23 protein-coding genes are annotated in these 26,118 nt (G+C 53.3%); 18 read left to right on the top strand and 5 right to left on the bottom strand.

All coding sequences use genetic code 11. The annotated features are described in order from the left end of the window. Window positions 1-29: 29 nt before the first annotated feature. Both clpA and clpS read right to left on the bottom strand, forming a co-directional pair. Window positions 30-2,312, bottom strand: a complete 2,283-nt coding sequence (gene clpA / locus J1785_RS18470; protein ID WP_120506948.1) for an ATP-dependent Clp protease ATP-binding subunit ClpA — start codon at window positions 2,310-2,312, stop codon at window positions 30-32. Window positions 2,313-2,339: 27 nt separating this feature from the next. Next, entirely contained in the window at window positions 2,340-2,660 is a 321-nt protein-coding gene (clpS, locus tag J1785_RS18465; RefSeq protein WP_013574769.1) for an ATP-dependent Clp protease adapter ClpS, read from the bottom strand. Window positions 2,661-3,053: 393 nt separating this feature from the next. Between clpS and cspD the strand changes: the two genes are divergently transcribed. After that, a complete protein-coding gene (cspD, locus tag J1785_RS18460; protein ID WP_015696601.1) occupies window positions 3,054-3,275 on the top strand; it encodes a cold shock-like protein CspD in 222 nt (73 codons plus the stop codon). A 292-nt stretch (window positions 3,276-3,567) separates the two neighbouring features. Further along, window positions 3,568-4,557, top strand: coding sequence for a VirK/YbjX family protein (locus J1785_RS18455; protein WP_129952471.1), 990 nt, complete (start codon window positions 3,568-3,570; stop codon window positions 4,555-4,557). On the opposite strand, the gene J1785_RS18450 is transcribed toward J1785_RS18455, so the two are convergent. Further along, entirely contained in the window at window positions 4,554-6,287 is a 1,734-nt protein-coding gene (locus J1785_RS18450; RefSeq protein ID WP_129952470.1) for an ATP-dependent endonuclease, read from the bottom strand. The two genes, J1785_RS18455 and J1785_RS18450, sit on opposite strands and share 4 nt — an antisense overlap. A gap of 189 nt (window positions 6,288-6,476) precedes the next feature. Between J1785_RS18450 and J1785_RS18445 the strand changes: the two genes are divergently transcribed. The 7 genes from J1785_RS18445 to J1785_RS18415 all read left to right on the top strand — a co-directional run bounded on the left by J1785_RS18445 (window position 6,477) and on the right by J1785_RS18415 (window position 15,935). Further along, a complete protein-coding gene (locus tag J1785_RS18445; protein ID WP_129952469.1) occupies window positions 6,477-7,376 on the top strand; it encodes a LysO family transporter in 900 nt (299 codons plus the stop codon). Window positions 7,377-7,541: 165 nt separating this feature from the next. Further along, entirely contained in the window at window positions 7,542-9,194 is a 1,653-nt protein-coding gene (gene hcp, locus J1785_RS18440) for a hydroxylamine reductase (RefSeq protein WP_129952468.1), read from the top strand. A 6-nt stretch (window positions 9,195-9,200) separates the two neighbouring features. Continuing rightward, window positions 9,201-10,214: an NADH oxidoreductase gene (gene hcr, locus J1785_RS18435; RefSeq protein ID WP_217220152.1), complete on the top strand. Its 1,014-nt coding sequence runs from the start codon at window positions 9,201-9,203 to the stop codon at window positions 10,212-10,214. A gap of 179 nt (window positions 10,215-10,393) precedes the next feature. Beyond that, complete coding sequence (poxB, locus tag J1785_RS18430) at window positions 10,394-12,115, top strand: ubiquinone-dependent pyruvate dehydrogenase (RefSeq protein WP_129952466.1); 1,722 nt, start codon at window positions 10,394-10,396, stop codon at window positions 12,113-12,115. 75 nt (window positions 12,116-12,190) lie between these two features. Further along, complete coding sequence (gene ltaE / locus J1785_RS18425; protein ID WP_129991232.1) at window positions 12,191-13,204, top strand: low-specificity L-threonine aldolase; 1,014 nt, start codon at window positions 12,191-12,193, stop codon at window positions 13,202-13,204. 84 nt (window positions 13,205-13,288) lie between these two features. Beyond that, window positions 13,289-14,743: a DUF2867 domain-containing protein gene (locus J1785_RS18420; protein WP_129952783.1), complete on the top strand. Its 1,455-nt coding sequence runs from the start codon at window positions 13,289-13,291 to the stop codon at window positions 14,741-14,743. A 157-nt stretch (window positions 14,744-14,900) separates the two neighbouring features. After that, complete coding sequence (locus tag J1785_RS18415; RefSeq protein WP_217220151.1) at window positions 14,901-15,935, top strand: NAD-dependent epimerase/dehydratase family protein; 1,035 nt, start codon at window positions 14,901-14,903, stop codon at window positions 15,933-15,935. Window positions 15,936-15,957: 22 nt separating this feature from the next. Here J1785_RS18415 and J1785_RS18410 read toward each other — a convergent pair whose 3' ends face one another. Both J1785_RS18410 and J1785_RS18405 read right to left on the bottom strand, forming a co-directional pair. Further along, entirely contained in the window at window positions 15,958-16,791 is an 834-nt protein-coding gene (locus J1785_RS18410; RefSeq protein WP_217220149.1) for an N-acetylmuramoyl-L-alanine amidase, read from the bottom strand. A gap of 11 nt (window positions 16,792-16,802) precedes the next feature. Further along, window positions 16,803-17,129 (bottom strand): heavy metal-binding domain-containing protein, encoded by a 327-nt coding sequence (locus tag J1785_RS18405; protein ID WP_013574757.1) that lies wholly within the window; start codon window positions 17,127-17,129, stop codon window positions 16,803-16,805. A 188-nt stretch (window positions 17,130-17,317) separates the two neighbouring features. Between J1785_RS18405 and J1785_RS18400 the strand changes: the two genes are divergently transcribed. The 9 genes from J1785_RS18400 to sanA all read left to right on the top strand — a co-directional run bounded on the left by J1785_RS18400 (window position 17,318) and on the right by sanA (window position 26,045). Then, on the top strand, window positions 17,318-17,899 hold the full coding sequence (locus J1785_RS18400; protein WP_129952462.1) for a lipoprotein: 582 nt from the start codon (window positions 17,318-17,320) through the stop codon (window positions 17,897-17,899). A 209-nt stretch (window positions 17,900-18,108) separates the two neighbouring features. After that, window positions 18,109-18,837, top strand: a complete 729-nt coding sequence (gene artP, locus J1785_RS18395; RefSeq protein WP_129952782.1) for an arginine ABC transporter ATP-binding protein ArtP — start codon at window positions 18,109-18,111, stop codon at window positions 18,835-18,837. 47 nt (window positions 18,838-18,884) lie between these two features. Beyond that, window positions 18,885-19,616 carry an arginine ABC transporter substrate-binding protein gene (artJ, locus tag J1785_RS18390; RefSeq protein ID WP_013574754.1) on the top strand — a complete coding sequence of 244 codons (732 nt, stop codon included), beginning with the start codon at window positions 18,885-18,887 and terminating at the stop codon, window positions 19,614-19,616. A 12-nt stretch (window positions 19,617-19,628) separates the two neighbouring features. Then, window positions 19,629-20,345 carry an arginine ABC transporter permease ArtQ gene (artQ, locus tag J1785_RS18385; protein WP_129952461.1) on the top strand — a complete coding sequence of 239 codons (717 nt, stop codon included), beginning with the start codon at window positions 19,629-19,631 and terminating at the stop codon, window positions 20,343-20,345. Continuing rightward, the gene (gene artM / locus J1785_RS18380) at window positions 20,345-21,013 is read left to right on the top strand and encodes an arginine ABC transporter permease ArtM (protein ID WP_217220147.1); all 669 of its coding nucleotides are present in this window, start codon (window positions 20,345-20,347) and stop codon (window positions 21,011-21,013) included. The genes artQ and artM overlap by 1 nt, the downstream gene beginning before the upstream one ends. Window positions 21,014-21,243: 230 nt before the next feature. Continuing rightward, a complete protein-coding gene (locus J1785_RS18375; protein WP_217139078.1) occupies window positions 21,244-21,978 on the top strand; it encodes an arginine ABC transporter substrate-binding protein in 735 nt (244 codons plus the stop codon). Window positions 21,979-22,152: 174 nt separating this feature from the next. Beyond that, window positions 22,153-23,037: a cytidine deaminase gene (gene cdd / locus J1785_RS18370; RefSeq protein WP_129952458.1), complete on the top strand. Its 885-nt coding sequence runs from the start codon at window positions 22,153-22,155 to the stop codon at window positions 23,035-23,037. Between the two features lie 158 nt (window positions 23,038-23,195). Further along, window positions 23,196-24,893 carry an NAD-dependent malic enzyme gene (locus tag J1785_RS18365; RefSeq protein WP_129952457.1) on the top strand — a complete coding sequence of 566 codons (1,698 nt, stop codon included), beginning with the start codon at window positions 23,196-23,198 and terminating at the stop codon, window positions 24,891-24,893. Between the two features lie 228 nt (window positions 24,894-25,121). After that, window positions 25,122-26,045, top strand: coding sequence for an outer membrane permeability protein SanA (gene sanA, locus J1785_RS18360; RefSeq protein ID WP_217220144.1), 924 nt, complete (start codon window positions 25,122-25,124; stop codon window positions 26,043-26,045). Window positions 26,046-26,118: the final 73 nt, after the last annotated feature.

Below are 26,118 nucleotides of genomic sequence, written 5' to 3'. Positions count from 1 at the left end.
CCTTTTGTTTTTTCATGCTTTATGAAAAATTAATGCACCGCACCTTCCGGTTTTTTCTTCTGCGCACTCATGAAGTGATAAGTGAGCTTGTCAGCAGCCTTATCCAGTGCAACCGAGACGGAACCCCCGTCTACCAGTGAGCCAAACAGCAGCTCGTTGGCGAGTGGTTTTTTCAGGTTTTCCTGAACGGTACGGGTCATCGGACGTGCACCCATCGCACGGTCGTAGCCTTTCACTGTCAGCCAGTCGCGAGCCTCGTCACTGACTTCCAGAGAAACGCCTTTCGCATCCAGCTGCGCCTGCAGTTCGACGATAAATTTGTCGACAACCTGCTGGATAACTTCCGTAGACAGATGGTTGAACCAGATCACATTGTCCAGACGGTTACGGAATTCCGGCGTAAAGGTCCGTTTGATCTCTTCCATCGCATCCGGGCTGTTATCCTGATGCACCAGACCAATCGATTTACGTTCCGTTTCGCGAACACCGGCGTTAGTGGTCATCACCAGGATCACGTTACGGAAATCTGCTTTACGGCCGTTGTTATCGGTCAGCGTACCGTTGTCCATGACCTGCAGCAGCAGGTTGAAGACATCCGGGTGTGCCTTCTCGATTTCATCGAGCAGCACGACGGCGTGAGGATGTTTAATCACCGCATCCGTGAGCAAACCGCCCTGATCAAAACCAACATAGCCCGGAGGTGCACCGATCAAACGGCTGACCGTATGACGTTCCATGTATTCAGACATATCAAAACGCAACAGTTCGATATCCAGCGCTTTCGCCAGCTGAACGGTCACTTCGGTTTTCCCTACACCCGTCGGACCGGCGAAAAGGAATGAACCGACAGGCTTATGATCCTGACCCAGACCGGCACGACTCATCTTGATGGCTTCAGTCAATGCTTCGATGGCCGGATCCTGTCCGAAGACCAGCATTTTCAGACGGTCGCCCAGGTTTTTCAGCACATCACGGTCGGTTGCAGACACCGTTTTTTCAGGGATACGGGCAATACGTGCCACGACGCTTTCAATATCGCTGACATTGACGGTTTTCTTGCGCTTGCTGACCGGCATTAACCGGCTGCGTGCGCCTGCTTCGTCAATCACGTCGATGGCTTTGTCCGGCAGGTGGCGGTCATTAATGTATTTAACCGACAGCTCAACCGCCGCACGCACCGCTTTCGCGGTATAACGCACATCGTGATGCGCTTCGTATTTGGTTTTCAGGCCGTTAATGATCTGGACGGTTTCTTCAACGCTTGGCTCAGTAATATCAATTTTCTGGAAACGACGCGCCAGGGCACGGTCCTTTTCAAAAATATTGCTGAACTCCTGATAAGTTGTCGAACCGATCACCCGGATTTTACCGCTCGACAGCAACGGTTTAATGAGGTTTGCCGCATCCACCTGACCACCGGACGCCGCACCGGCACCAATAATCGTGTGGATTTCATCAATAAACAGAATGCTGTTCTTATCCTGCTCCAGCTGTTTGAGCAGAGATTTGAAACGTTTTTCGAAATCGCCGCGGTATTTCGTTCCCGCCAGCAACGAACCAATATCCAGAGAATACAGGGTACAATCGGCCATGACTTCAGGCACATCGCCCTGCTCGATTCGCCATGCCAGCCCTTCAGCAATGGCTGTTTTGCCAACGCCGGATTCACCCACCAGCAGCGGGTTATTTTTACGACGACGGCAGAGCACCTGAATGGCGCGCTCCAGTTCTTTATCACGGCCAATCAGCGGATCGATACCACCTACACGCGCTAACTGGTTAAGATTAGTGGTGAAGTTCTCCATACGATCTTCCCCTGCCGACTGTTCTTCGTTAACTGGGTTTTCCGCATTGTTTTGCGCCTGGCTGCCCGATTCATCTTTACGGGTACCGTGCGAGATAAAGTTCACCACATCAAGGCGGCTGACATCATGTTTGCGCAGTAAGTAGGCTGCCTGAGATTCCTGCTCGCTGAAAATTGCGACCAGAACGTTGGCGCCGGACACTTCACTGCGGCCAGAAGATTGCACGTGGAATACCGCACGTTGCAGAACGCGCTGGAAACTCAGCGTAGGCTGGGTGTCACGTTCTTCTTCACTGGCAGGTAAGGTAGGTGTGGTTTGCTCGATGAAGGCTTCCAGTTCCTGGCGCAGGGCCACTAAATCCACTGTACAAGCTTCAAGCGCTTCACGGGCAGCAGGGTTGCTGAGCAGTGCCAGCAACAGGTGCTCCACGGTCATAAACTCATGCCGGTGCTCACGGGCTCTTGCGAAAGCCATGTTGAGACTGAGTTCAAGTTCTTGATTGAGCATAGGCACCTCCCAAATAGATTGCCTTAATCAGGCTTTTTCCAGCGTACACAGCAACGGATGCTCATTCTCCTTGGCGTACTCATTTACGTGTGCGACCTTGGTTTCCGCGACTTCGGCGGTATAAACGCCGCATATCGCTTTACCTCTGTAGTGCACCTGGAGCATCAGTTGCGTTGCACGTTCAATATCATAAGAAAAGAACTTTTGCAGAACGTCAATCACAAATTCCATTGGAGTGTAATCGTCGTTGTTTAATATAACTTTATACATAGATGGCGGTTTTACCTCATCCTTTTGCTTATCCGCCGCCAAATGTTCGAAATTTAACCAGTCTTGATTGTTACCCATTGCCTGTTCATCACCTGTGAAGATCGTATTGGAAGCCAAATACATAAACGGGAAGGCCTTCTGCAGAGCCTCACGCTGTTATTCCTGTATTTTACCATCTCTGGCCTCACCTTGCCGCTGCACAAAATGTCTGCGTGCATCAGATAACGCTGGTCGAAAATTAACAAAATATGTCAATAGCGTTACCTGCTTCAAACTTTGGTTATCTGCTCCCCCGCCACAAATGCCGTTTCCTTGACGTCTAACTCTATTCCACTAGAGTGTAAATTCGTGAGCTGAACGGAGTTTAAGCCGGCCTGAACAGACGCTTATCCGCTGTGTTCCGGCCTTCGTGCTCACTCAACTGGCTTTATCTATTTACTACCAGACTAGTCATGAGAGGGATGTAGAAGCATGCAGACGGGTACTGTTAAATGGTTCAATAATGCTAAAGGCTTTGGCTTCATTTGCCCGCAAAATGGCGGTGAAGACATCTTCGCTCACTACTCCACTATCCAGATGGAGGGATACCGGACACTGAAGGCCGGCCAGCAGGTCAATTTCGACGTTCATGAAGGCCCAAAGGGGAATCATGCCAGTCTCATTATCCCGGTGGAAAGTGAAGCGGTCGCCTGACCGGTTCAGCATCACGCATCAGATAACGCTTCAACTGCAAATGCCGGTCAATCACTGACTGGCATTTTCATTTATGGGGGAGAATGCTTCCGGCTTCAAGCCCTCAGCGTGAAAAAAAGTACATTTTTTAGACACCAATTGCTAAGACATGACATATAACGAAGTAAGTCTAAACATAATCTCAACAAATCACGTTCTATTTCTCCCTAATTCACGCCGTTGTACACCCGTTTATTCTTGGCCTGATGAAATAGCCACTACAAAACTCTGGCTTATAACAACAGGTATTTCCATGACTACTTTCGGCTACCCTTCCGTAGAAAAGGCGCCACTTTCCGGCCTTCAGTTAATGAAAGCATTGCTCTCCCGTCAGATAACGCCCGGGCCGTCATGGGAATTACCGCGCTATCGCTTAAAATTCCTTTTCCGCACGCTGATCAATCCGTACAGAACGTTCGGATTACTCAGTTACCTGGCACAACACCCGCAGCGCGACGAGATCCTGACCGCGATGCCAGGCCTGCCGTGTAAATTACACCGGGTATATCAGGCAGCAAATATCACGCAGGAACAGGCAATGAAACGTATCACCGATCATTACGATATGATTGGCCACTGCCTGCCTGAAGCGATTAATCATGGCTATCTGAATAAAAAAACGATGGCCATTGCCACGGTGACCGGCAAAGAAGGACAGCATTTTTCTGTCACTTTTAATGCCATCAGCCGTTTGGATAAAGAAGGGGAAGCCACGCTGACCTTTAATAATCCTCAGGGTGAACCGATTGCGATTGTGACGTTCTCGTTTATCAACTATCAGGACCGTCCGACGCTGTTCATCGGTGCATTGCAGGGACCCCGCGCGCATGTCGATCATCAGGAAATTCAGACTGCGACCAAAGCCTGCCACGGCTTATTCCCTAAACGCCTGGTGATTGAAGCACTGACCACCCTTGCGGATGTGACTGGCATGAAGCAAATCATCGCGGTGGGTAATCACACCCATATCTATGAAAATCCGCGTTACAAAAAACGCAAAGGAATGGTGTTTGCCGATTACGACAGTTTCTGGGAAACCCTGGACGCCAAACCGGGCGATGATGGCTACTTCCACTTACCGTCGCAAATTGCCCACCGCCCGCTGGAAGAAATTGCCAGTAAACGACGCTCGGAATACCGTCGCCGTTACCAGCTGTTAGACGATCTGGAAACGCAGATCCGTCAAACTTTCTCCGGCGGTCATGGTCATCCGGTGCTGACTGAAAACAGCCAGGCTGCTTAATCTGCCCTGCCGCGTGCCAGCCATGCCACGCGGGAAAACATTTGCCGCAACAGCGCAGGGATCGACGAGGTTCCCCTCAGTGACGCCGCAAGTGCCACATCAATCGCCAGATCCGGTTTCGAACTGCGGTGAATCGCTTTATCGATAATTCTTCTCGGCGACATCGGCACATTGGCCGGTATCGCCGCATTTTTGCGATAAACGTCTTCGAAACCGTCACGATACAGGAAATGTTCGATGTCCTGAGTGGGTAACGCTGTCAGACGGTAACGCAGCGTATCGTCGTGGTTTTCGACATTAGCAATCACAGTTGCCGCATATTTGCGCCCTGCCTCGTCACCGTCGACCAGCGCATGCCATTCAATACCCATGTGCCGGGCAAAGCGTAGCAAAGGCTTCAGGCCGCACTGCGCAAACTCAATAACCTTGATCCCTTCCGATTCAAAATGATAGCCACACTGGCGCGCCAGCTGATTCAGCAGCCAGACTTCGGTTTCGCCTTCCACCAGCAACCAGCACCGGGCGAATAACGACGAGGGGCGGTTAAAGCGGATATGGAAAGCGATGCGGCGGCTGTCTTCCATGCTTAACCCTTCCGGCCCGATGGCGTAAGCCGCGACGCGACCGGACTCACGCACCAGCCGGCATATTTGCTCAACCGGCACCAGCGACAGCAAATCACCGGAATTGGTCGTGGTAATGCGTTGCAATGGCAACTGATCCAGTAATCCCCAGGCCACTGACAACATGATCGGATGCAAACGGGTTTCGGGGTCTTCAATGAGTAACAGCGGCCGTGCATCCGGGTGCAGTACCACCGAGCCTTTGGCCTGTAATAATGTCGAGAACATGCCAAGCAACATCACCCGCATACTGCGGCTGTTGGGTTCGGCAATCATACGATTGATGTTATCCAGTGAACGCCAGGCACGGCGGCTCTCCGCGCGGCCATGACGCTTTTGCTGCCACGGCGCGCTGCTGGAAGTGCCCTGCTCGGCAAAATAATGCTCCAGCAACTGTCGCATCGCCGAAAGGCCGCTGCGCAGCTCGCTGTTTTTCAGGGTCTGCGGACTGTGAACCAACTCGCGCGTCAGTTCATCCAGCTGTTTTGCCAGTTCTTCATTATTGGCTGCCAGCCTTGGTGCCAGTGTTTCACTGCGCAGGCGACGGATAAAGCGGGCATCGCGTAAACGTAATACCGGATTCAGACGGATCAGCGCCTGCGCCAGCGGATCTATTGTCACCAGGTTTAAAGGCTGACCATTCGACGACAGGAAACTGCGCAGCGTCATCACACTGCCATCATCGTCCAGTTCACCTTCCAGCCGGTAATAAATACGGTTCAGTTTGTCAGCACATTTAACCCAGAGCGGTGACAGCGGATTAAAACGGGGCGACATGTGATGCCCGGCCTGATTCTCACAAAAGGTAAACACTACGTGCAGATACTGTGATTTAGATTCTTCTTCGCCCGCCGGGAAATAAAAATCCTCCTCCTTAAAGCAATACAGTTTGGGTTCGGGAGAAAGCAGCAAAGTTAACGCATCGAGCAGGCTGGATTTCCCCCAGGCATTCTCGCCGATTAACACCGTGTTGGTCAGAAAGGATTCGGCCTGCCCCTGATGAGAAGAACCGGTGATCGATGCGCCACGTTGCGCGGGCTGCGTCAGCGTCAAAGACAGGCGGTTAATCCCGCGAAAACCGACAATATCAATACGTTCCAGATACATCAGACGCCTCCTGTGCGCTCAAAGCTTTCCTGAGCATGGCGTTAAAAATTGGTTCAGGTCAAGCTCACAACGATATCTCTGTGTGCCAAAGCTGCTTTACAGTCAGATAACTTTTCGTTAGCGTGGCGGGCGGTATTTTCTGTACTGCGCTCTACTCACGGAACCTCACTTTTCAGGGACTTTTGCATCATGTACTCCGGGTTGTTAATTATTCTCCTGCCGCTGATTGCCGGCTATCTCATTCCGCTAAAAAACCGTGCCCTGTTGCATCTTGTAAACCAGTTACTGAGCTGGATGGTGTACGTCATCCTGTTCATTATGGGCGTCAGTCTGGCTTTCCTCGATAACCTCAGCGCGAATTTGGTACTGATTTTCAAATATGCCGCCGTCAGTTTCCTGTGCATCTTCGTGATGAACTATGCCGCGCTGTGGCTGCTGGAACGCCGCAGGCCCTGGAAAACACAGTATAAACAGGAAAAATTACCGTCCCGCATTCATATGGCGCTGGAATCACTGAAACTGTGCGGCGTGGTGGTCGGCGGTTTTGCCCTGGGTCTGACACAATGGCACTGGCTGACTTTCGCGTCGCAGGCCAGTGAAATTGCGCTGTTATTCCTGCTGGCACTGGTCGGTCTGCAACTGCGTAACAGCAGTATGACCCTGCGTCAGATTATCCTGAACCGGCGCGGCATGATGGTGGCGATAGTGGTGGCCCTCAGCGCACTGGCTGGCGGCGCTCTTGCCGCTCTGCTGTTGGGTTTACCACTGAAAACCGGGCTGGCCATCGCCTCCGGTTATGGCTGGTATTCGCTTTCCGGCATCGTCCTGACGGATTCTTTCGGACCGGTGATTGGCAGCGCGGCCTTCTTTAATGATCTGGCCCGCGAACTCTGCGCCATTATGCTGATCCCGACACTGGTGCGCCGCAGCCGTTCGACGGCACTTGGCTTGTGCGGCGCCACATCCATGGACTTTACCCTGCCGGTATTACAGCGCAGTGGCGGGCTGGATATGGTGCCTCCGGCCGTGGTACACGGATTTATCCTCAGCCTGATTGCCCCGGTCTTAATGGCCTTTTTCTCTGCCTGATCCCTGCCCGTCCCGTTGCCGTTGTGCAGCGGGAAACTCCCTCAAAAATTGCGATAAATCAACTCCGCATCACTTTGTCTTAAAAATCCCTTCAATTCTGTCTCAGCCGGTTCTAGGCTTGCATTAAAACAAGCATTTAAAATGCAACTTTAAAAGGACCTCCTTATGTTTTGTGTGCAATGTGAACAAACAGTCCGTACCCCGGCGGGCAATGGTTGCGCGTATGCGCAGGGTATGTGTGGCAAAACGGCAGAAACCTCTGATTTACAAGATTTACTGGTTGCGGTGTTAGAAGGGTTATCCGCCTGGGCACTGACCGCACGAGGCTATGGCATCATCGATGAAGAGATCGACAGCTTCGCGCCCCGCGCTTTTTTCTCCACACTGACCAATGTAAACTTCGATTCTGAGCGTATCGTCGGGTATGCCCGGGAAGCCATTCTTTACCGCGAATCGCTGGCTGTCCGCTGCCGTCTGACGGATCCGCAAGTCACCGTCAGTCACCCCCTAGCCTCACTGGAACTGGTCAGCAATAACCTCAGCGAGCTGCAACAACAGGCCGGGCAATTTGCGCTCAACGGTGACAAAGCGCAGATAGGCGATGACATTCACGGCCTGCGCATGCTGTGTCTGTATGGTCTGAAAGGTGCGGCCGCGTATATGGAGCACGCGCATGTTCTGGGTCAGTCCGATACCGCCCTTTACGCCGAATATCATCGTCTGATGGCCTGGCTGGGCACACAACCGTCGGACATGGGCGAACTGCTCGCAAACGCGATGGCTATCGGCAAAATGAACTTTGGCGTGATGGCCATTCTGGATAAAGGCGAAACCGACGCTTACGGACATCCGCAACCAACGGCAGTCAACGTCCGTCCGCTGGCAGGCAAAGCGATTCTGATTTCCGGTCACGACCTGAAAGATTTGCAGATGCTGCTTGAGCAAACTGCCGGCACCGGCATCAACATTTACACTCACGGCGAAATGTTGCCGGCGCACGGTTATCCCGAACTGAAAAAATTCCCGCATCTGGCCGGTAACTATGGCAGCGGCTGGCAAAATCAGCAGGTGGAATTTGCTAAATTCCCCGGTCCTGTCGTCATGACCTCAAACTGTATCATTGACCCGAACGTCGGCAATTATGGCGACCGGATCTGGACCCGCAGCATCGTCGGCTGGCCGGGCGTACAACATCTGGAAGGTGAAGACTTTGCACCGGTGATTGCGCAGGCGTTGCAGCTTGCGGGCTTCCGTTACAGCGAAATTGAGCAGGAAATTACCGTCGGCTTTGGCCGCCAGACATTACTCAGCGCGGCAGACACCGTGATTGATTTGGTTGCCGCCAAAAAACTGCGCCACATCTTCCTGATCGGCGGCTGTGACGGCAGCCGCGGTGAACGCAGCTACTTCACCGATCTGGCACGCAGCGTCCCCCGGGACTGCCTGATCATGACGCTGGCCTGTGGCAAATACCGCTTCAACAAACTGGATTTCGGTACACTTGAAGGCCTGCCTCGCCTGCTGGACGTCGGGCAGTGTAATGATGCTTATTCCGCCATTATTCTGGCCGTGAACCTGGCCGAGAAATTAGGCTGCGGCGTGAACGATTTGCCCCTGAGCCTGGTGCTGTCGTGGTTTGAACAAAAAGCGATCGTGATCCTGCTGACCCTCCTGTCACTGGGCGTAAAAAATATTGCCACCGGCCCGACAGCACCGGCCTTCCTTACCGAAAACCTGCTGACGATCCTGAATGAAAAATTTGGCCTGCGTGCAATTACCTCGGTTGAGCAGGATCTGAAAACCATGTTGCCGGAGTAAGCTGAAATGAATTTTCCCTTATTTCCCGATCAGCCGACCGCCTTGTGCCAGAACCGTATGCAGGTATATTCCGTCACGCAGGAAACGCCGGATGTCCGCACGCTGTCGCTGATTAATCACGATGTGTATCCCTATCGTCCCGGCCAGTTTGCACTGGTGAATATTGGTCAGAGTGGCGACATACAGCGTGCCTACACGCTGTCCTCCACGCCGGGCAAGAGCCGTTTTATTCAACTGACGGTACGACGCATTGAAGGCGGCGAAGGTTCGCAATGGCTGACACAGCAGATAAAAGCCGGTGATTATCTCTGGCTGAGCGATGCGCAGGGGGAATTTACCTGTGACACGGAACAGCCTTTATTACTGCTGGCGGCTGGCTGTGGCGTGACGCCGGTCATGTCGATTACACGCGATATTCTGGCGCATCATCCGGCACAAAGCGTAAAAGTTTTTTACAGCGTGCGCCGTCCGAAGGACATTATCTTTGCCGAAGAGTGGCAGCAACTGGCGGCTAAATATTCACAGCTAAACCTGACTATCCTGGCGGAACATGATGCCGCACCGGGGCACATCGCCGGGCGTCTGAGCAAGGACTTGCTGCACAGTCAGGTGCCGGATATCAGTGAACGCCGGGTAATGATTTGTGGCCCTGCGCCTTATATGCAACTGGCCGGAGAATGGGCAAAAGCACTGGGCACCACGTCAGAAAATATCATTAAGGAACAGTTTCAGGCTGCGGAAACTGAAATATCGGCTGATCAGCAACTGACGCTGACCTGCCTGAAACCCTTACAGAATTACCGCGTACCGGTGGGCTCTGCTTTACTGGCTGCCATGGAACAGCATCATTTACCGGTGACCGCGGCCTGTCGTGCAGGTGTATGCGGCAGTTGTAAAACCCACATACTTTCCGGTGATTATCAGACGACCAGCCGCATGACGCTGACCGATGAGGAAGTCGCTCAGGGTTATGTGCTGGCCTGTAGCTGTCAGCTTCAGGGGGACGTCACCCTCGCCTGATCCCCGCACCTGCCGTCTGCCCGCACATGGCTTTTTACAGTCTGCTCGGGCAGATTTACAAATCTTCACCTCCCTCCTCTGTGTATTTTTGTATGGTTTAAGACTGAACATTCAAGGATGTAATCAGTGGACTATGCTTAATCCAGTCTTTTTTATGAAATTCACCGAGGGATATAAAGATGAAGCAGAGCGTAGCGTCATATCTGGCAAAAACTCTTGAAGCCGCAGGCGTAAAAAGGATCTGGGGCGTAACCGGCGATTCCCTGAACGGGCTAAGCGACAGTCTGAACCGCATGGGCACCATCGAATGGCTGGGCACGCGCCATGAAGAAGTGGCCGCCTTTGCCGCCGGTGCCGAAGCGCAAATTACCGGCGAACTGGCGGTTTGCGCCGGTTCCTGCGGGCCCGGTAACCTGCATCTGATCAACGGCCTGTTCGATTGCCATCGCAATCACGTCCCGGTGGTCGCCATTGCCGCACATATCCCGTCGAGTGAAATCGGCAGCGGTTACTTTCAGGAAACCCATCCCACCGAGTTATTCCGTGAATGCAGTCATTACTGCGAACTGATCAGTAATCCCGAGCAACTTCCTCAGGTACTGGCAATCGCCATGCGCAAAGCCATTCTTAACCGTGGTGTCTCAGTCATCGTATTACCGGGGGACGTGGCGCTCAGGCCTGCGCCGGAAGATGCCAAAGTCAGCTGGTATCCGCCCGTCTTGCCAAAAGTGACCCCGCAGCCGGCAGAACTGGAAAAGCTGGCCGGACTGCTGAACGGCGCAACCAACATTACGATGATGTGTGGCAGCGGCTGCGCAGGTGCGCACGACGAAGTGATTAAACTGGCGGAAACCCTGAAAGCGCCGGTGGTGCATGCCCTGCGCGGCAAAGAGCATATCGAGTGGGATAACCCGTACAGTGTTGGTATGACCGGGCTGATAGGTTTTTCTTCCGGTTATCATGCCATGCTTAATGCCGACACATTGATCCTGCTCGGCACGCAATTCCCGTATCGGGCGTTTTATCCGACCGATGCCAAAATCATCCAGATTGATATTAATCCGGGCAGTATCGGCGCACATTGCCATGTGGATATGGCGCTGGTCGGCGACATCAAATCGACCCTCACCGCACTGCTGCCGCAGTTACAGGTGAAAAATGAGCGCAAGTTCCTCGACAAGGCGCTCAGGCATTACGAAGAAGCCCGCAAAGACCTCGACGGGCTGGCGACGCCAAACGACAAGCAGCCGATCCACCCGCAATATCTTGCGCAGCAAATCAGTCGCTTCGCCGCTTCGGACGCGATTTTCACCTGCGACGTCGGCACGCCAACCGTCTGGGCCTGCCGTTACCTGCAAATGAACGGCCAGCGCCGCCTGCTCGGTTCGTTTAACCACGGCTCGATGGCCAATGCCATGCCGCAGGCGATTGGCGCACAGGCCATCGACCGTTCACGGCAAGTGGTTGCGCTGTGCGGTGACGGCGGCTTTGCGATGCTGATGGGCGATTTCCTGACGCTGGCACAGCAGAAACTGCCAGTGAAAATCATCATTTTCAACAACAGCGTACTGGGCTTTGTGGCAATGGAAATGAAATCCGGCGGTTACCTGACGGATGGCACCGAGCTGAAAAATCCGGATTTCGCCGCCATTGCCGAAGCCGCAGGCATCAAAGGCATTCGTGTCGAAAAAGCCTCAGACATCGACACCGCCCTGCAGGATGCGTTCGCTTACGAAGGACCGGTGCTGATTGATGTGATCACCGCCACTGAGGAACTGGCGATGCCACCGCAGATCAAATTTGAGCAGGCCAAAGGCTTCAGCCTGTACATGCTGCGCGCGGTGATCAGCGGTCGCGGCGACGAAGTGATTGAACTGGCAAAAACCAACTGGCTGCGATAACCCCGACAGGGCTATAGTGCATGATTAAATAATCATACCTGCCCCTTAAGGGGCAATTACCAGAAGGAAGCCACGTTGATCGATTTACGCAGTGATACCGTAACCCGCCCCAGTGAAGCGATGCGTCAGGCTATGGCCCGCGCTGAAGTCGGCGATGATGTCTACGGCGATGACCCGACGGTCAACGCTTTGCAGGACATGGCAGCAAAACTGTGCGGTAAAGAAGCCGCGCTGTTTTTACCGACCGGTACGCAGGCCAATCTGGTGGCGTTACTGACGCATTGCCAGCGCGGTGAAGAATATATTGTGGGTCAGAAAGCCCACAACTATATGTACGAAGCGGGTGGCGCTGCGGTGCTTGGCAGCATTCAGCCGCAGCCTCTGGACATGGATGCTGACGGTTCTATCCCGCTGGATAAAGTCGCTGCCGCTATCAAACCGGATGATATCCATTTTGCCCGCACCCGCCTGCTCAGCCTGGAAAACACTCACAGCGGCAAAGTGCTTCCGCTGGATTACCTGCAAAAAGCATTCGCTTTCACCCGCGAAAAAGGGCTGGCACTGCATATCGACGGTGCGCGCATCATGAATGCGGCAGTGGCGCTGAACGTAGAATTGCGTGAGATAACCCAGTATTGCGACACCCTGACCATCTGCCTGTCGAAAGGTCTGGGTGCGCCGATTGGTTCCCTGCTGGTCGGCAGCAAGGAGTACATCGGGCGTGCGAACCGCTGGCGCAAAATGACCGGCGGCGGTATGCGCCAGTCCGGTATTCTGGCCGCAGCGGCGATTTACGCGCTGGAAAATAACGTTGCGCGTCTGAAAGATGACCACGACAATGCACAGTGGCTGGCACAGGAACTGCGTAAAATCGGCGTTGAAATCGCTGAGCCCGGTGCGCAAACCAATGTGTTATACATTAAACAAAGCGCGGAACTGGCAGCCCGAATGGGGCCATGGATGCAGGAACGCGGTGTGATCATCAGTGCGGGACCGGTCACACGGGTGCTGACGCATATCAATATCAGCCGTGAAGATCTGCAAAAAGTCGTGGCGCTGTGGCAGGAATTCCTGCATCAGCACGCCTGACAGTCTGACCGGTTGGCGGCGATGCCTGCGCGATATCGCCGTACTTTCTGCTTTATCTCCCTTACACTGACCGAGCAAATGGAAATGCCAATCACCACACACACTGGCCGGATCGTCGTTCTCGGTGCCAGCGGGTATATCGGACAACATCTGACGGCACATCTGAGCCGGCAAGGTTTTCAGGTCACAGCAGCCGCGCGTCGTATCGAATGGCTGCAACAGCAAAAATGGCCAAACGTGCGCTGCTGCTTCGCGGATGTCTATCAGAGTAAAACGCTGGCTGCCGCCTTCGAAGGCGCTGACGTACTGGTGTATCTGGTGCATGCCATGGCAGAAGATGATGATTTACTCGAAAAAGAACGGCAGGCGGCACAGCACACCCTTCTTGCACTGAAAGATTCCTCCATTAAGCACATTGTTTATCTCGGCTCGATGCAGCCCGAAGGTAACCATTCTGCGCACTTGCAGGCGAGAAAGCTGACGGGTGATTTACTGCGCATGAGCACGATCCCGGTGACAGAACTGCGTACCGGCATTGTGATTGGTGCGGGTTCTGCTGCCTTTGAAGTCATGCGTGACATGGTATACAACCTGCCGGTGCTGACACCGCCGCGCTGGGTTCGCTCGAAGTCCTCGCCTATCGCACTGGAAAATCTGCTTAATTACCTACAGGGGCTGGTGGCGCAGCCTGCCACAGAGAATCAGATTCTGGAGGCTGCAGGACCGGAATACCTCAGTTATCAGGCGCTGTTTAAGCGCTTCATTGCGATGAGCGGTAAACGCCGCTGGCTGATCCCCGTTCCCCTGCCGACATCTTTTGTTTCGGTATATTTTCTCAGCCTGATCACCTCCGTTCCCACGTCGCTGGCAAAAGCGCTGATCCAGGGGCTGAACCACGATCTGCCCGCCGACAGTGAGAAACTGCAAAGGCTGATCCCGCAGACTCTGATCCCCATTGATGAGGCGATCCGCAGTACGCTGGAAAAAGAACAGCAACAAATCATGGATTCGCCGGACTGGGGATACGATCCTGACGCCCGCGCGCGCTGGCGGCCTGGCTACGGTTATTATCCGAAACAGGCGGGATTCACCCTGGAAACGTCGGCGTCAAAAGCTGCATTATGGAAAGTTATTCAGCAAACCGGGGGCGCTGAAGGGTATTTCTATGCCAACGGCTTGTGGAAAACGCGGGCACGGATCGACGATTTACTGGGCGGTGGCGTGACATACGGTCGCCCTGAACGGGATTTCCTGAAACCCGGCGATAAAATTGATGGCTGGAAAGTCATCGGGCTGAAACCGCAGCGGGAACTGGCGTTGTTATTTGGCATGAAGGCACCGGGACTCGGTCGTTTAACCTTCACGATTACCGACAACGGTGAAAGCCGCAGCCTGGATGTGCGTGCATGGTGGCATCCGGCGGGGTTCAGCGGACTGCTTTACTGGTTCAGTATGATGCCCGCTCATCAGTTTATTTTTCGTGGCATGGCAAAACGCATCGCCAGCCTTGCCCGGCAGAAAGACCGTTGCGGACGCTAAAGAGGGTCATTTAATCTGCTTTCAGACACAGCTTTCCCCCTTTCCCATTGCAACCCGCACAATTTCACGAAAGAATGGCACCCTTATTGCTCAGGGGTGCCAGAGCCCCTGACGCTGAAAACTATTTTTCTCTATTTTTGAAGGCATTGGCCTGTATATGAAGGTTTTGGTTACCGGTGCAAGTGGCGGTCTTGGACGAAATGCCGTTGAGTTTCTGCGAAATAAAGGCATCAAAGTCAGGGCGACAGGCCGTAATGCCGCCATGGGCTCGCTTTTGCAGAAAATGGGCGCGGAATTCATTCACGCCGATCTCACCACGCTGGTGTCTGCTCAGGCCAAAGCCCTGCTGGCAGACATCGATACCGTCTGGCACTGCTCAGGGCTGACGTCACCGTGGGGCAGTGAACAGGAATTCGAGCTGGCGAACGTGCGCGCCACACGACGTCTGGGCGAATGGTCCACCGCGTATGGCGTGGAAAACTTCGTGCATATTTCGTCACCGGCCATCTACTTCGATTTTCACCATCACCGCGATATCCGGGAAGACTTTCGCCCCCACCGTTTCGCCAACTCCTTTGCCCGCAGTAAAGCCGCCGGAGAACAGGTGATCCACACGCTGGCGTTGTCTAATCCACACACGCATTTTACGATTCTGCGCCCGCAGGGTATTTTCGGCCCGCATGACAACGTGATGTTGCCGCGTTTACTGCAAATGCTGAAATATGGCGGAACGCTGATGTTGCCTCGCGGCGGTGAAGCGCTGGTGGACATGACCTATGTCGGGAACGCGGTGCATGCCATGTGGCTGGCGACGCAATCACAGGCGACAGAATCTGGCCGCGCATTCAATATCACCAATCAGCAACCGCGTCCGCTGCGTACGCTGGTGAAACAGCTGATGGAAAATCTGGATATCAAATACCGCATCCGTTCAGTGCCGTATCCGCTGCTGGATATGATGGCCCGGGGTATGGAGCACATCAGCAAAAGCTCGCAGAAAGAACCGGTGCTGACGCATTACAGCGTGGCAAAACTGAATTTTGATCTCACGCTCGACACACAGCGTGCGCAGAAAGAGCTGGGCTATGTGCCGGTGATTTCACTCGATCAGGGAATAATCCGTACCGCCGACTGGCTGCGTGATCATGGTAAACTTCAGGGGTTGCACGGCATCGGCCCGAAACGCGACTGACTGACATCATCAGCCGCTGATGTCAGTCGTTCTTATCCGGAAACTGCTGTAATAACGCCCGGACAATCGCTTCGGTTTGAGCATCCGCATTGCCACGATAATCATTCTGGCGGAAATGCATCTGGAATGCCGCAATCACACGACGCTGCTGACGCGGCGTCATATTATCTTCCACTGAATATCCGTACGCTTTCAGCAACGCCAGCAACTGCGCCTGGCCGACAGGTTGCAGCGGATTACGTCCCGCCAGGTACTGATTCACACGCGCCGCATCCGGCCACGCGCCAATACCGCGTTCGGCCATCTCCTGCCACGGAAACAGCGGGCCGGGGTCATCTTTGCGCTGCGGCGCGATATCACTGTGCGCCACCACATTGCGCGGTTCTATCTGATAACGCGCAACAATTTCCTGGCTCAGATTAGCCAGTAAATCGATTTGCCCGGGCGGGAAAGGGTAGAATTTTTTGCCGAGCAAAGCGTTACTGTAGCCTTTGTTCTCCAGTTCTATTCCCACCGACGTATCATTGAGATTGGTTCGCCCGCGCCAGCCGCTGACGCCGGCATGCCAGGCGCGCATATTTTCCGGCACCAGTTGCCACGCCACCGGTTTACCCTCTTCAAGCGGCGGCTGTGCCGGGATCAGGTAATGTGCGCTGACGTGCTCATCTGTAAGCGTATTTAATGCGTTGTTGAAATCTTCCGCCGTGTAATGGATCACCAGAAAACGTATCCGCTGATCCTCGCCCTGCGCCTGTCTCGCCGTTTCCAGCCGGAACGGCGCATCAGCGTTCTGCTGGCTGGCGTGCTGACAACCGGCCAGCATGAACAATGCGGCAGTCAACAGGCCACGTTTCATACGCCGGCAGATCATTTGCGGTGCACAATCACTGCGGTGCCGGACACGCTGACCATCAGCATGCTGCTGTCTTTGCCCACGGTTTCATAATCAATATCAATACCGACAACCGCATTTGCCCCCCGCTCTTTGGCCTGTTCTTCCAGTTCACGGAAAGCAATCTCACGCGCCTTACGCAGCTCTTTTTCATAAGCGCCGGAACGTCCGCCAACGATATCGCGTACACCCGCGAAGAAATCGCGAAAGATGTTCGCCCCTAAAATCGCTTCGCCCGTGACTACGCCACAATATTCAGCGATGGTGAAACCTTCGAGAGTCGGGGTGGTAGAAATTTGCATGAGTATTCCTTATCAGTTGTCGTCCAGATCCTGGCAATAATGCCATTAATAGCATAAACCCTGCGCGCGCGATCCGGTTATTGCCTGTGACTGTTTTTCTCATCGCCATGCATTAAGCCAAATCGGTTTTATACTGTATGGTAAAGAACGTCATGGTGAAAATGTTCAATCTTTCAGTAAGGAATACAATGAAAAAGAAAACTCTCGTCGCCGTCATCCCGCTGGTGCTGATGTTAAGTGCCTGCACCACGGTAGAACCTGCCTATAAGGATATTGGTAGCCGCACCGCACCCTGTGTCGACGGCGGCCCTGACAGCGTTGCCCAGCAATTTTATGATTTTCGCATCAAACAAGGCGGCAGTGGATTACCCAATTCCAGCCAGCTTGCCGCGTACCGCCCTTATCTGAGCACTGCCTTGTATGATGCGCTGCTGAAAGCGCAGTCGCAGCCGAAAGTGGATATCGCTGCCTCACCGAACGAAAAAACCGGTGCTGGCTCAGGTGACGGCGACATTTTCTCCAGCTTGTTTGATGGCCCGACATCGGCCTCCGTTGACAGCGCCTCCAGCATTCCGAATACCGACGCCCGTAACATTCCCCTGCGAGTCACCTTCACGCATGAAAAAGACAAAGGCGCATCGACAAGCTGGAAAGATGAAGTGCTGATGGTCCGTGAGGGTAAATGCTGGACGGTAGACGATGTGCGGTACATGGCAAATCTCGATTTCGCTTCCAGCGGCACACTGCGCCAGGTTTTAGAACATCAGTAATCCCTTCTTTACGTAAAAAAGCGTATGCATCATGTTGGACGGCAATGAATTTCATCGCCGTTCAACATGTACCCTACAATTACGCAACAACATGTTGTGCTAAACTTTGGCATTCCTGCGGCAACACATAATTTTTAAGCCGCGATCGTTGCATAACTATGCTGTGGAAGTTACCATCTGCGGCATCAATGGCTATTCACTATTTGCGCATGAGTATTCAACTAAATAGCATCAACTGCTTCTACGGCGTGCATCAGGCGCTTTTTGACATTCAGCTGGACTGCCCCGCTGGTGAAACTCTGGTTTTACTCGGGCCAAGTGGTGCAGGCAAAAGCTCCCTGTTGCGGGTTCTGAACCTGCTGGAAATGCCGCGTTCGGGCACATTGCAGATCGCCGGTAACACCTTCGATTTCACCCGCAAGCCGGATGAAAAAGCCGTTCGCGAATTGCGTCAGAATGTCGGCATGGTCTTCCAGCAATACAATCTGTGGCCGCACCGCACCGTGCTCGACAACTTACTGGAAGCCCCGATACGTGTACTGGGGCTGACAAAAGAGGTCGCGATGCAACGTGCCCAGAAATTGCTGACCCGTCTGCGTCTGACCGATTACGCCGATCGTTTTCCGTTGCATCTTTCCGGTGGCCAGCAACAGCGTGTGGCTATTGCCCGTGCGCTGATGATGGAGCCTCAGGTTCTGCTGTTTGATGAACCGACCGCCGCGCTTGACCCGGAAATCACCGCCCAGATCGTCAGCATTATTCGCGAACTGGCCGGTACCGGCATTACTCAGGTTATCGTGACCCACGAAGTTGAAGTTGCGCGTAAAACCGCCAGCCGCGTGGTGTACATGGAAAATGGCCGCATTGTCGAGCAAGGCGATGCCTCCGTTTTCGCACAGCCGCAAACCAAAGAGTTTGCCAGCTACCTTTCCCACTAAACGGTCTTTCTATCAATATATTGATTGATGTTTCTACGGAGTTTGCGATGAAAAAATTAGTAATTGCCGCGGTTCTGGCTACCGTCAGTTTGTCTGCCAGCGCTGCTGATACCATCCGTTTCGCGATGGAAGCGTCTTATCCTCCGTTTGAGTTTGTAGACTCCAGCAATCAGATCCAGGGCTTTGACGTCGATCTGGCTAATGCCATGTGTAAAGAGATGCAGGCGACCTGTACGTTCACTAATCAGGCATTCGACAGCCTGATCCCAAGCCTGAAGTTCCGTCGTTTTGACGCGGTCATTTCCGGCATGGACATCACGCCAGAACGTCAGAAACAAGTGGCTTTCACCAACCCGTACTATGACAACTCAGCGATTTTCATCGCCCATTCTGGTCAGTTCACTGACGTTGCAGCACTCAAAGGCAAACGTGTCGGTATGCAAAACGGCACGACTCATCAGAAATACCTGATGGATAAGCACCCTGAAATCACTGCCGTTCCTTACGACAGCTATCAGAATGCCGTGCTGGATCTGAAAAATGGTCGTCTGGACGCCGTATTTGGTGACACCGCCGTGGTGAACGAATGGCTGAAACAGAACAAAAATCTGGCCGCTGTGGGTGACAAAATCACTGACCCGACCTACTTCGGTACCGGCCTGGGTGTTGCGGTTCGTCAGAACAATACGGAATTGCTGACTAAACTGAATGATGCTCTGGCAAAAGTGAAAGCAGACGGCACTTACAAGACGCTGTATTCAAAATGGTTCCAGCAATAAGTTTGCCTATCAATGACTGAATTCCAACCTTTAGCAAGCGCCGCCGGGATGACCGTCGGCCTTGCCGTTTGTGCGCTGATCCTCGGCCTGGTGCTGGCGATGATCTTCGCCGTCTGGGAATCCGCGCCGTGGAAGCCGCTTAGCTGGCTCGGCACCGCGTGGGTAACCGTGCTGCGCGGTCTGCCGGAAATCCTGGTGGTGCTGTTCATCTATTTTGGTTCATCGCAACTGCTGATGGTGCTGGCTGACGGCTTTAATATCAATCTCGGCCTGTTCGCTATTCCGGTCAAACTGCCCATCGAGAACTTCGAAGTCAGCCCGTTTGTGTGCGGGGTGATCGCGCTTTCTTTGCTGTATTCGGCTTACGCTTCACAGACTCTGCGCGGTGCACTGAAAGCCGTACCGCAAGGACAATGGGAATCCGGTCAGGTACTGGGCATGAAAAAATCGGCGATTTTCTTCCGTCTGATCATGCCGCAGATGTGGCGCCATGCGTTGCCGGGGCTGAGTAATCAGTGGCTGGTTCTGCTTAAAGATACCGCGCTGGTGTCGCTTATCAGCGTCAATGATCTGATGCTGCAAACCAAAAGCATTGCCACCCGCACGCAGGAGCCGTTTACCTGGTATGTGATTGCGGCGTGTATTTATCTGCTTGTCACCCTGTTCAGCCAGTTCGTGATTAAACGCATCGAACTGCGTACCACACGCTTTGAACGGAGTGCTTCCTGATGTGGGAATATTTACCTGAAGTTCTGAAAGGTTTGCACACCAGCCTGACGCTGACCGTGGCTGCGCTGCTTGTGGCGCTGCTGATGGCGATGATTTTCACCGTTATGCTGACGCTGAAAGTGCAGATTGCCAGCCAGATCGTCAAAGGTTACATCACGCTGTTTACCGGTACACCGTTGCTGGTGCAGATCTTCCTTATCTATTATGGTCCGGGTCAGTTTCCATCGATCCGGGAGATTCCCTGGTTATGGGAGGTGCTGTCGCAGCCGTGGCTTTGTGCGATGTTTGCCCTGGCGCTGAACAGCGCGGCGTATACCACACAGCTGTTTACGGGTGCGGTACGTGCCATTCCGTCTGGTCAGTGGCAATCCTGCGAAGCGCTGGGCATGTCTAAACCACAGACCCTGCGCATTCTGTTGCCTTATGCCTTCAAGCGCGCATTGTCGTCATATTCTAACGAAGTGGTGCTGGTGTTTAAAAGTACCTCGCTGGCCTACACCATTACGCTGATGGATGTGATGGGCCACAGTCAGCTGATGTACGGGCGGACCTATGACGTGATGGTGTTCGGTGCCGCAGGGGTGGTTTATCTTTGTGTGAACGGGTTGCTGACCCTGATGATGCGCCTGATTGAGCGTCGCGCCCTGGCGTTTGAACGTCGCAACTGATACTGATAGCCAGATAGCACTCTGCAGGGACGAGAAATCGTCCCTTTTTTGTGTCTGAAAACCAGCCTCATTCCATTTTTATAGTTTTTTAATCAATTTTATTGCATATAAATTCATTTAGTGGCACTTTATCAGACGGTCTCACTTCCTGCCAGTTGCCAGATTAGAGTAATAAAATCAGTAAACTGTACCAAGAAGGGAATGTCATTTTTTAAACAGGAACGTATTGCATGAAAAAGCTGATCCTCGCTGCCCTCTTGTCTGCCAGTGCTTTTGCTGCCACCGCCGCTGATACTCTTCGTTTCGGCACTTCTGCCACTTATCCGCCGTTTGAATCGATCGGAGCTGATAACCAGATTATTGGTTTTGATATCGATCTGGCGAAAGCGCTGTGCAAGCAAATGCAGGAAACCTGTACTTTCACCAATCAGCCGTTTGATGGTCTGATCCCGGCACTGAAATTCCGTCGTTTCGATGTGATTATTTCCGGTATGGATATCACCGAAGAGCGCAGCAAACAGGTGACGTTCACCCAGCCTTACTATGCCAACACCGCGATGATCATCGGGCCGAAAGGCAAGTTCGCTTCTGTTGCGGACCTGAAAGGTAAACGCGTCGGCCTGGAGAATGGCACCACACACCAGAAATACCTGATGGAAAAGCATCCTGAAATCACCACGGTCGGCTACGACAGCTATCAGAATGCGATTCTGGATCTCAAGAGTGGTCGCCTGGACGGACTGTTAGGGGATACCGCGGTCCTGAACGGCTGGCTGAAATCCAATCCGAACCTGGGTGAAGTCGGTGAACTGATTAAAGATCCGCAATATTTTGGTACCGGCGTCGGCATGGCAGTGCGCCCTGATAATCAGGCACTGCTGGCGAAGCTGAACACGGCACTTGAAGAAATTAAAGCCAACGGCGAGTTCCAAAAGATCAATGACAAGTGGTTCCCGGCTCACTGATTCCCGCTTAAATCTCTTTTAACAGTCGTCTGAAAAGGCGGCTGTTATGCGTGATATCTCCCAAATATGCAACGAAGCAGAACTTATTACATCTAAAAAGTGATATTCGTCACACTACATTCATGGAATGACTTTTACACTGTTCAACCGTAATCACTGCGAGATCGAATGTTTATGCACGCACGTTTTCACACCGCCTTTGCGGCACTCCCTGAAAATTTATCCTCCGCCCTTGAGCCGTTTCTGCGACATGATGACTTCCCGGCAATGCTCACTGCGGCTGACGTTGCGCAGATAAAACAGGCGACCGGGCTGGACGATGGCGCGCTGGCATTTGCTCTGTTGCCTCTGGCCGCGGCCTGCTCCGTTACACCTATCTCTCATTTTAATGTGGGCGCAGTGGCGCGCGGCACGTCGGGTAACCTGTATTTCGGTGCCAATATGGAGTTTGCCGGTGCCCCCATGCAACAGACAGTGCATGCAGAACAGTCAGCGGTAACCCACGCCTGGTTGCGCGGTGAAACCCGTCTGGTGTCGATTACCGTGAATTACACCCCCTGCGGCCATTGCCGCCAGTTTATGAATGAGCTGGCCAGCGGCACGGCACTGGATATTCATCTGCCCGATCGTGATGTGGCAACACTTGGCGATTATTTGCCGCACTCCTTTGGCCCGAAAGATCTGGACATCACGACCCTGCTGATGGACCGGGTAAACCACGGTTATACACTGAAAGATGCTGACTCCCTGGCACTTATTGCGCTGGATGCCTGCAATCAAAGTCATGCACCTTACAGTAAGTCACACAGCGGTGTGGCGCTGGAAACGCACAACGGTAAGCAGTTCGGGGGACGTTATGCCGAAAATGCCGCGTTCAACCCGGGCCTTCCTCCGTTGCAAGCCGCGTTAATCCTGCTGAATATGTCAGGGGAAGATTGCCACAACGTTCGCCGGGCAATACTGGTTGAACAAAAAGAAGCGTTGATCACTCAAAACGATGCTACGCGTGCCACCTTAACAGCGCTGGGCTGCGAAGATATCACCACGCTGACCTGCTGATAATGTGAGCCGGTTAACACTAAAGGCTCCGTTTCCGGAGTCTTTAGTTACATAACATTTTCATTACATTTGTCATTTGTAATACTTATTTCCTCTCTGTTACCCTCACCGCTCCGAAATATAAAAAACAACATTCTGACAACCGGAAGAGTAAAACGATGGAACTTGAATACGAAAGTAAACGCCCCCTGTACATTCCTCACGCTGGCCCGATCCTGTTAGAGTTTCCGTTACTGAATAAAGGCAGCGCTTTTACTGAAGAAGAGCGCAGTAACTTTAACCTTCATGGTTTGCTGCCTGAAGCAGTAGAGACCATCGAAGAACAGGCTGACCGTGCCTACCGCCAGTTTCAGAATTTCAAAACCGATATTGATAAACACATCTATCTGAGAAATATTCAGGACACCAATGAGACGTTGTTTTACCGTCTGCTGGACAGTCATCTCAGCGAAATGATGCCGGTGATTTATACACCGACGGTCGGCGAAGCCTGTGAGCACTTTTCCGATATTTACCGCCGCGCCCGTGGCCTGTTTATCTCTTATCCGAACCGCGCCCACATCGACGACATGCTGCAAAACGCCACCAAGCAACACGTTAAAGTTGTGGTGGTGACCGATGGCGAACGCATTCTCGGCCTGGGTGATCAGGGTATCGGCGGCATGGGCATTCCTATCGGTAAGCTTTCTCTGTACACCGCCTGTGGTGGCATCAGCCCGGCGTATACCTTGCCGGTGGTACTGGACGCCGGCACTAACAATCCGCAATTACTGAACGACCCGCTGTACATGGGCTGGCGTCATCCGCGCATTACCGGCGAAGAATATGAAGCGTTCGTTGATCAGTTCATCCAGGCGGTAAAAATCCGCTGGCCGAACGTGCTGTTGCAGTTTGAAGATTTCGCGCAGAAAAATGCCATGCCGATCCTCGAACGCTACCGTGATGAGCTGTGCTGCTTTAACGACGATATTCAGGGCACAGCTTCCGTGGCCTTGGGCAGCCTGATCGCCGCCAGTAAAGCCGCCGGTGGCAAACTGAGCGATCAGACCGTCACCTTCCTCGGCGCTGGCTCTGCCGGTTGTGGTATCGCAGAACAAATCGTTGCGCAGATGAAATCTGAAGGTCTGAGCGAAGAAGAAGCCCGTGCAAAGGTCTTTATGGTCGACCGCTTTGGCTTACTGACCGACAAACTGCCTAACCTGCTGGATTTCCAGAGTAAACTGGTACAAAAAAGCAGCGCGCTGGCCAGCTGGGGCATGGAAAGCGACAGTGTCTCCCTGCTTGATGTGGTGCGTAACGCCAAGCCAACGGTACTGATCGGGGTTTCCGGCCAGCCAGGCCTGTTCACCGAAGAAATCATTCGTGAGATGCACAAACACTGCGCCCGTCCGGTGGTGTTGCCGCTCAGTAATCCGACATCCCGCGTTGAAGCCACACCGGCTGATATTCTGAACTGGACCGACGGCGCCGCGCTGGTCGCCACCGGCAGCCCGTTTGCTCCCGTGAGTCACAAAGGCAAGCTTTACCCTATCGCACAATGTAACAACTCCTTTATCTTCCCGGGTATCGGGCTGGGTGTGATTGCCTCGGGTGCCACCCGCGTTACTGACGGTATGCTGATGGCTGCCAGCCGGACGCTGGCAGAGTGTTCGCCGCTGGCCACTGAAGGCACAGGTTCGTTGCTGCCGGACGTTGATGATATTCAGGGTGTATCTAAATGCATCGCGATGGCCGTCGGTAAAGCCGCCCAATTGCAGGGCGTGGCGATGGTCACGTCAGAAGATTCGCTGTCGAAAGCCATCGAGCACAACTTCTGGGCACCGCAGTACCGGAGTTATAAACGTACGTCTTTCTGATCCCGCTGTAGCAAAAGAGTTCAGAGACCATGATCCAGACCAATGCTTGGTGCGTTGGTCTTTTTTTTCGTCCAAATTGGAAGGCGTCGCGCAGATTAAGAAGTAATTTACTGAAAAATGCTGAAAAAACCTGCGAAGCCTGTGGATGCGGAGTCCCACGTATTGCGAAGCCCGAAGAGGTAAAGTAGCCTTGGATCCGATTTCCATCTGGTCATAACAGGGATACCTATGATTAAGCGACTTATAGCTGGCGTTTTCGGCATCATGATTCTGATGCTGGCTGTCGCTATTGGGCTTGATCAGTGGATCAGTTTACGTACCCAGCCCTATATTTATGATGAGGTCCAGACCCTGCCACACCGTCAGGTTGGCGTGGTGCTCGGAACGGCGAAGTATTACCGGACCGGAGTCATCAATCAGTATTATCTGTACCGCATCCAGGGCGCGATTAACGCGTACAACAGCGGCAAGGTAAAATATCTGCTGCTGAGCGGTGATAACGCACAGCAAAGTTATAATGAGCCAAGCACCATGCGCCGTGACCTGATCGCTGCAGGTATCCCCGCCAGCGATATCGTGCTCGACTACGCCGGATTCCGTACACTGGATTCCATCGTCAGAACCCGCAAGGTCTTCGACACCAACGATTTCATCATCATTACGCAGCGTTTCCACTGCGAGCGGGCATTATTCATCGCATTGCATATGGGCATTCAGGCGCAATGTTTCGCCGTCCCTTCGCCGAAGAATATGCTCAGTGTACGCAGCCGCGAGATCTTCGCCCGCCTCGGCGCACTGACGGATTTGTATCTGCTTAAGCGCGAACCCCGCTTCCTCGGCCCGCTGATCCCCATTCCTGCGGTACACACTATTCCGGACGATGCTCAGGGCTATCCGGCAGTAACCCCCGAACAACTGCTTGAACTGCAACAACAACTGGAAGCCGAAAAGAAAGCGGCTATTGCCAAAGCCGCGGCCGATAAGGCAGCAGCTGAAAAGGCCGCAGCAGACAAAGCGGCCGCAGACGAAGCGGCCCGGCTGAAAGCAGAACAGGAAGCCAATGACGCGGCAGAGGATGAAACGGAAGATGTTGAGCCGACCGCGAAACCGGAGCCGGTGAAGCCGGTAGGCAGAAACCCTTTCCAGCAGTGATCGCCGGACTGCTCCCTCCCCTGCGAAAGGGTTTGGCCTTTAGCGCCTCCCCCTTCGCAGGGGAGAAGTTGAT

It is taken from the genome of Rahnella perminowiae, from assembly GCF_019049755.1.
Classification (GTDB): domain Bacteria; phylum Pseudomonadota; class Gammaproteobacteria; order Enterobacterales; family Enterobacteriaceae; genus Rahnella; species Rahnella perminowiae.
This window is presented reverse-complemented; position numbering and strand designations above follow the sequence as displayed.

Coding starts and splice junctions, on each gene's coding strand:
- clpS (WP_013574769.1), bottom strand. CDS start 2,660: ATGGGTAACAATCAAGACTGGTTAAATTTCGAACATTTGGCGGCGGAT.
- cdd (WP_129952458.1), top strand. CDS start 22,153: ATGCACGCACGTTTTCACACCGCCTTTGCGGCACTCCCTGAAAATTTA.
- artQ (WP_129952461.1), top strand. CDS start 19,629: ATGACTGAATTCCAACCTTTAGCAAGCGCCGCCGGGATGACCGTCGGC.
- J1785_RS18405 (WP_013574757.1), bottom strand. CDS start 17,129: ATGCAAATTTCTACCACCCCGACTCTCGAAGGTTTCACCATCGCTGAA.
- J1785_RS18410 (WP_217220149.1), bottom strand. CDS start 16,791: ATGAAACGTGGCCTGTTGACTGCCGCATTGTTCATGCTGGCCGGTTGT.
- hcr (WP_217220152.1), top strand. CDS start 9,201: ATGAATTTTCCCTTATTTCCCGATCAGCCGACCGCCTTGTGCCAGAAC.
- J1785_RS18455 (WP_129952471.1), top strand. CDS start 3,568: ATGACTACTTTCGGCTACCCTTCCGTAGAAAAGGCGCCACTTTCCGGC.
- J1785_RS18420 (WP_129952783.1), top strand. CDS start 13,289: ATGCCAATCACCACACACACTGGCCGGATCGTCGTTCTCGGTGCCAGC.
- artJ (WP_013574754.1), top strand. CDS start 18,885: ATGAAAAAATTAGTAATTGCCGCGGTTCTGGCTACCGTCAGTTTGTCT.
- J1785_RS18365 (WP_129952457.1), top strand. CDS start 23,196: ATGGAACTTGAATACGAAAGTAAACGCCCCCTGTACATTCCTCACGCT.
- J1785_RS18415 (WP_217220151.1), top strand. CDS start 14,901: ATGAAGGTTTTGGTTACCGGTGCAAGTGGCGGTCTTGGACGAAATGCC.
- J1785_RS18450 (WP_129952470.1), bottom strand. CDS start 6,287: ATGTATCTGGAACGTATTGATATTGTCGGTTTTCGCGGGATTAACCGC.
- poxB (WP_129952466.1), top strand. CDS start 10,394: ATGAAGCAGAGCGTAGCGTCATATCTGGCAAAAACTCTTGAAGCCGCA.
- J1785_RS18445 (WP_129952469.1), top strand. CDS start 6,477: ATGTACTCCGGGTTGTTAATTATTCTCCTGCCGCTGATTGCCGGCTAT.
- sanA (WP_217220144.1), top strand. CDS start 25,122: ATGATTAAGCGACTTATAGCTGGCGTTTTCGGCATCATGATTCTGATG.
- artP (WP_129952782.1), top strand. CDS start 18,109: ATGAGTATTCAACTAAATAGCATCAACTGCTTCTACGGCGTGCATCAG.
- hcp (WP_129952468.1), top strand. CDS start 7,542: ATGTTTTGTGTGCAATGTGAACAAACAGTCCGTACCCCGGCGGGCAAT.
- J1785_RS18375 (WP_217139078.1), top strand. CDS start 21,244: ATGAAAAAGCTGATCCTCGCTGCCCTCTTGTCTGCCAGTGCTTTTGCT.
- J1785_RS18400 (WP_129952462.1), top strand. CDS start 17,318: ATGAAAAAGAAAACTCTCGTCGCCGTCATCCCGCTGGTGCTGATGTTA.
- clpA (WP_120506948.1), bottom strand. CDS start 2,312: ATGCTCAATCAAGAACTTGAACTCAGTCTCAACATGGCTTTCGCAAGA.
- cspD (WP_015696601.1), top strand. CDS start 3,054: ATGCAGACGGGTACTGTTAAATGGTTCAATAATGCTAAAGGCTTTGGC.
- artM (WP_217220147.1), top strand. CDS start 20,345: ATGTGGGAATATTTACCTGAAGTTCTGAAAGGTTTGCACACCAGCCTG.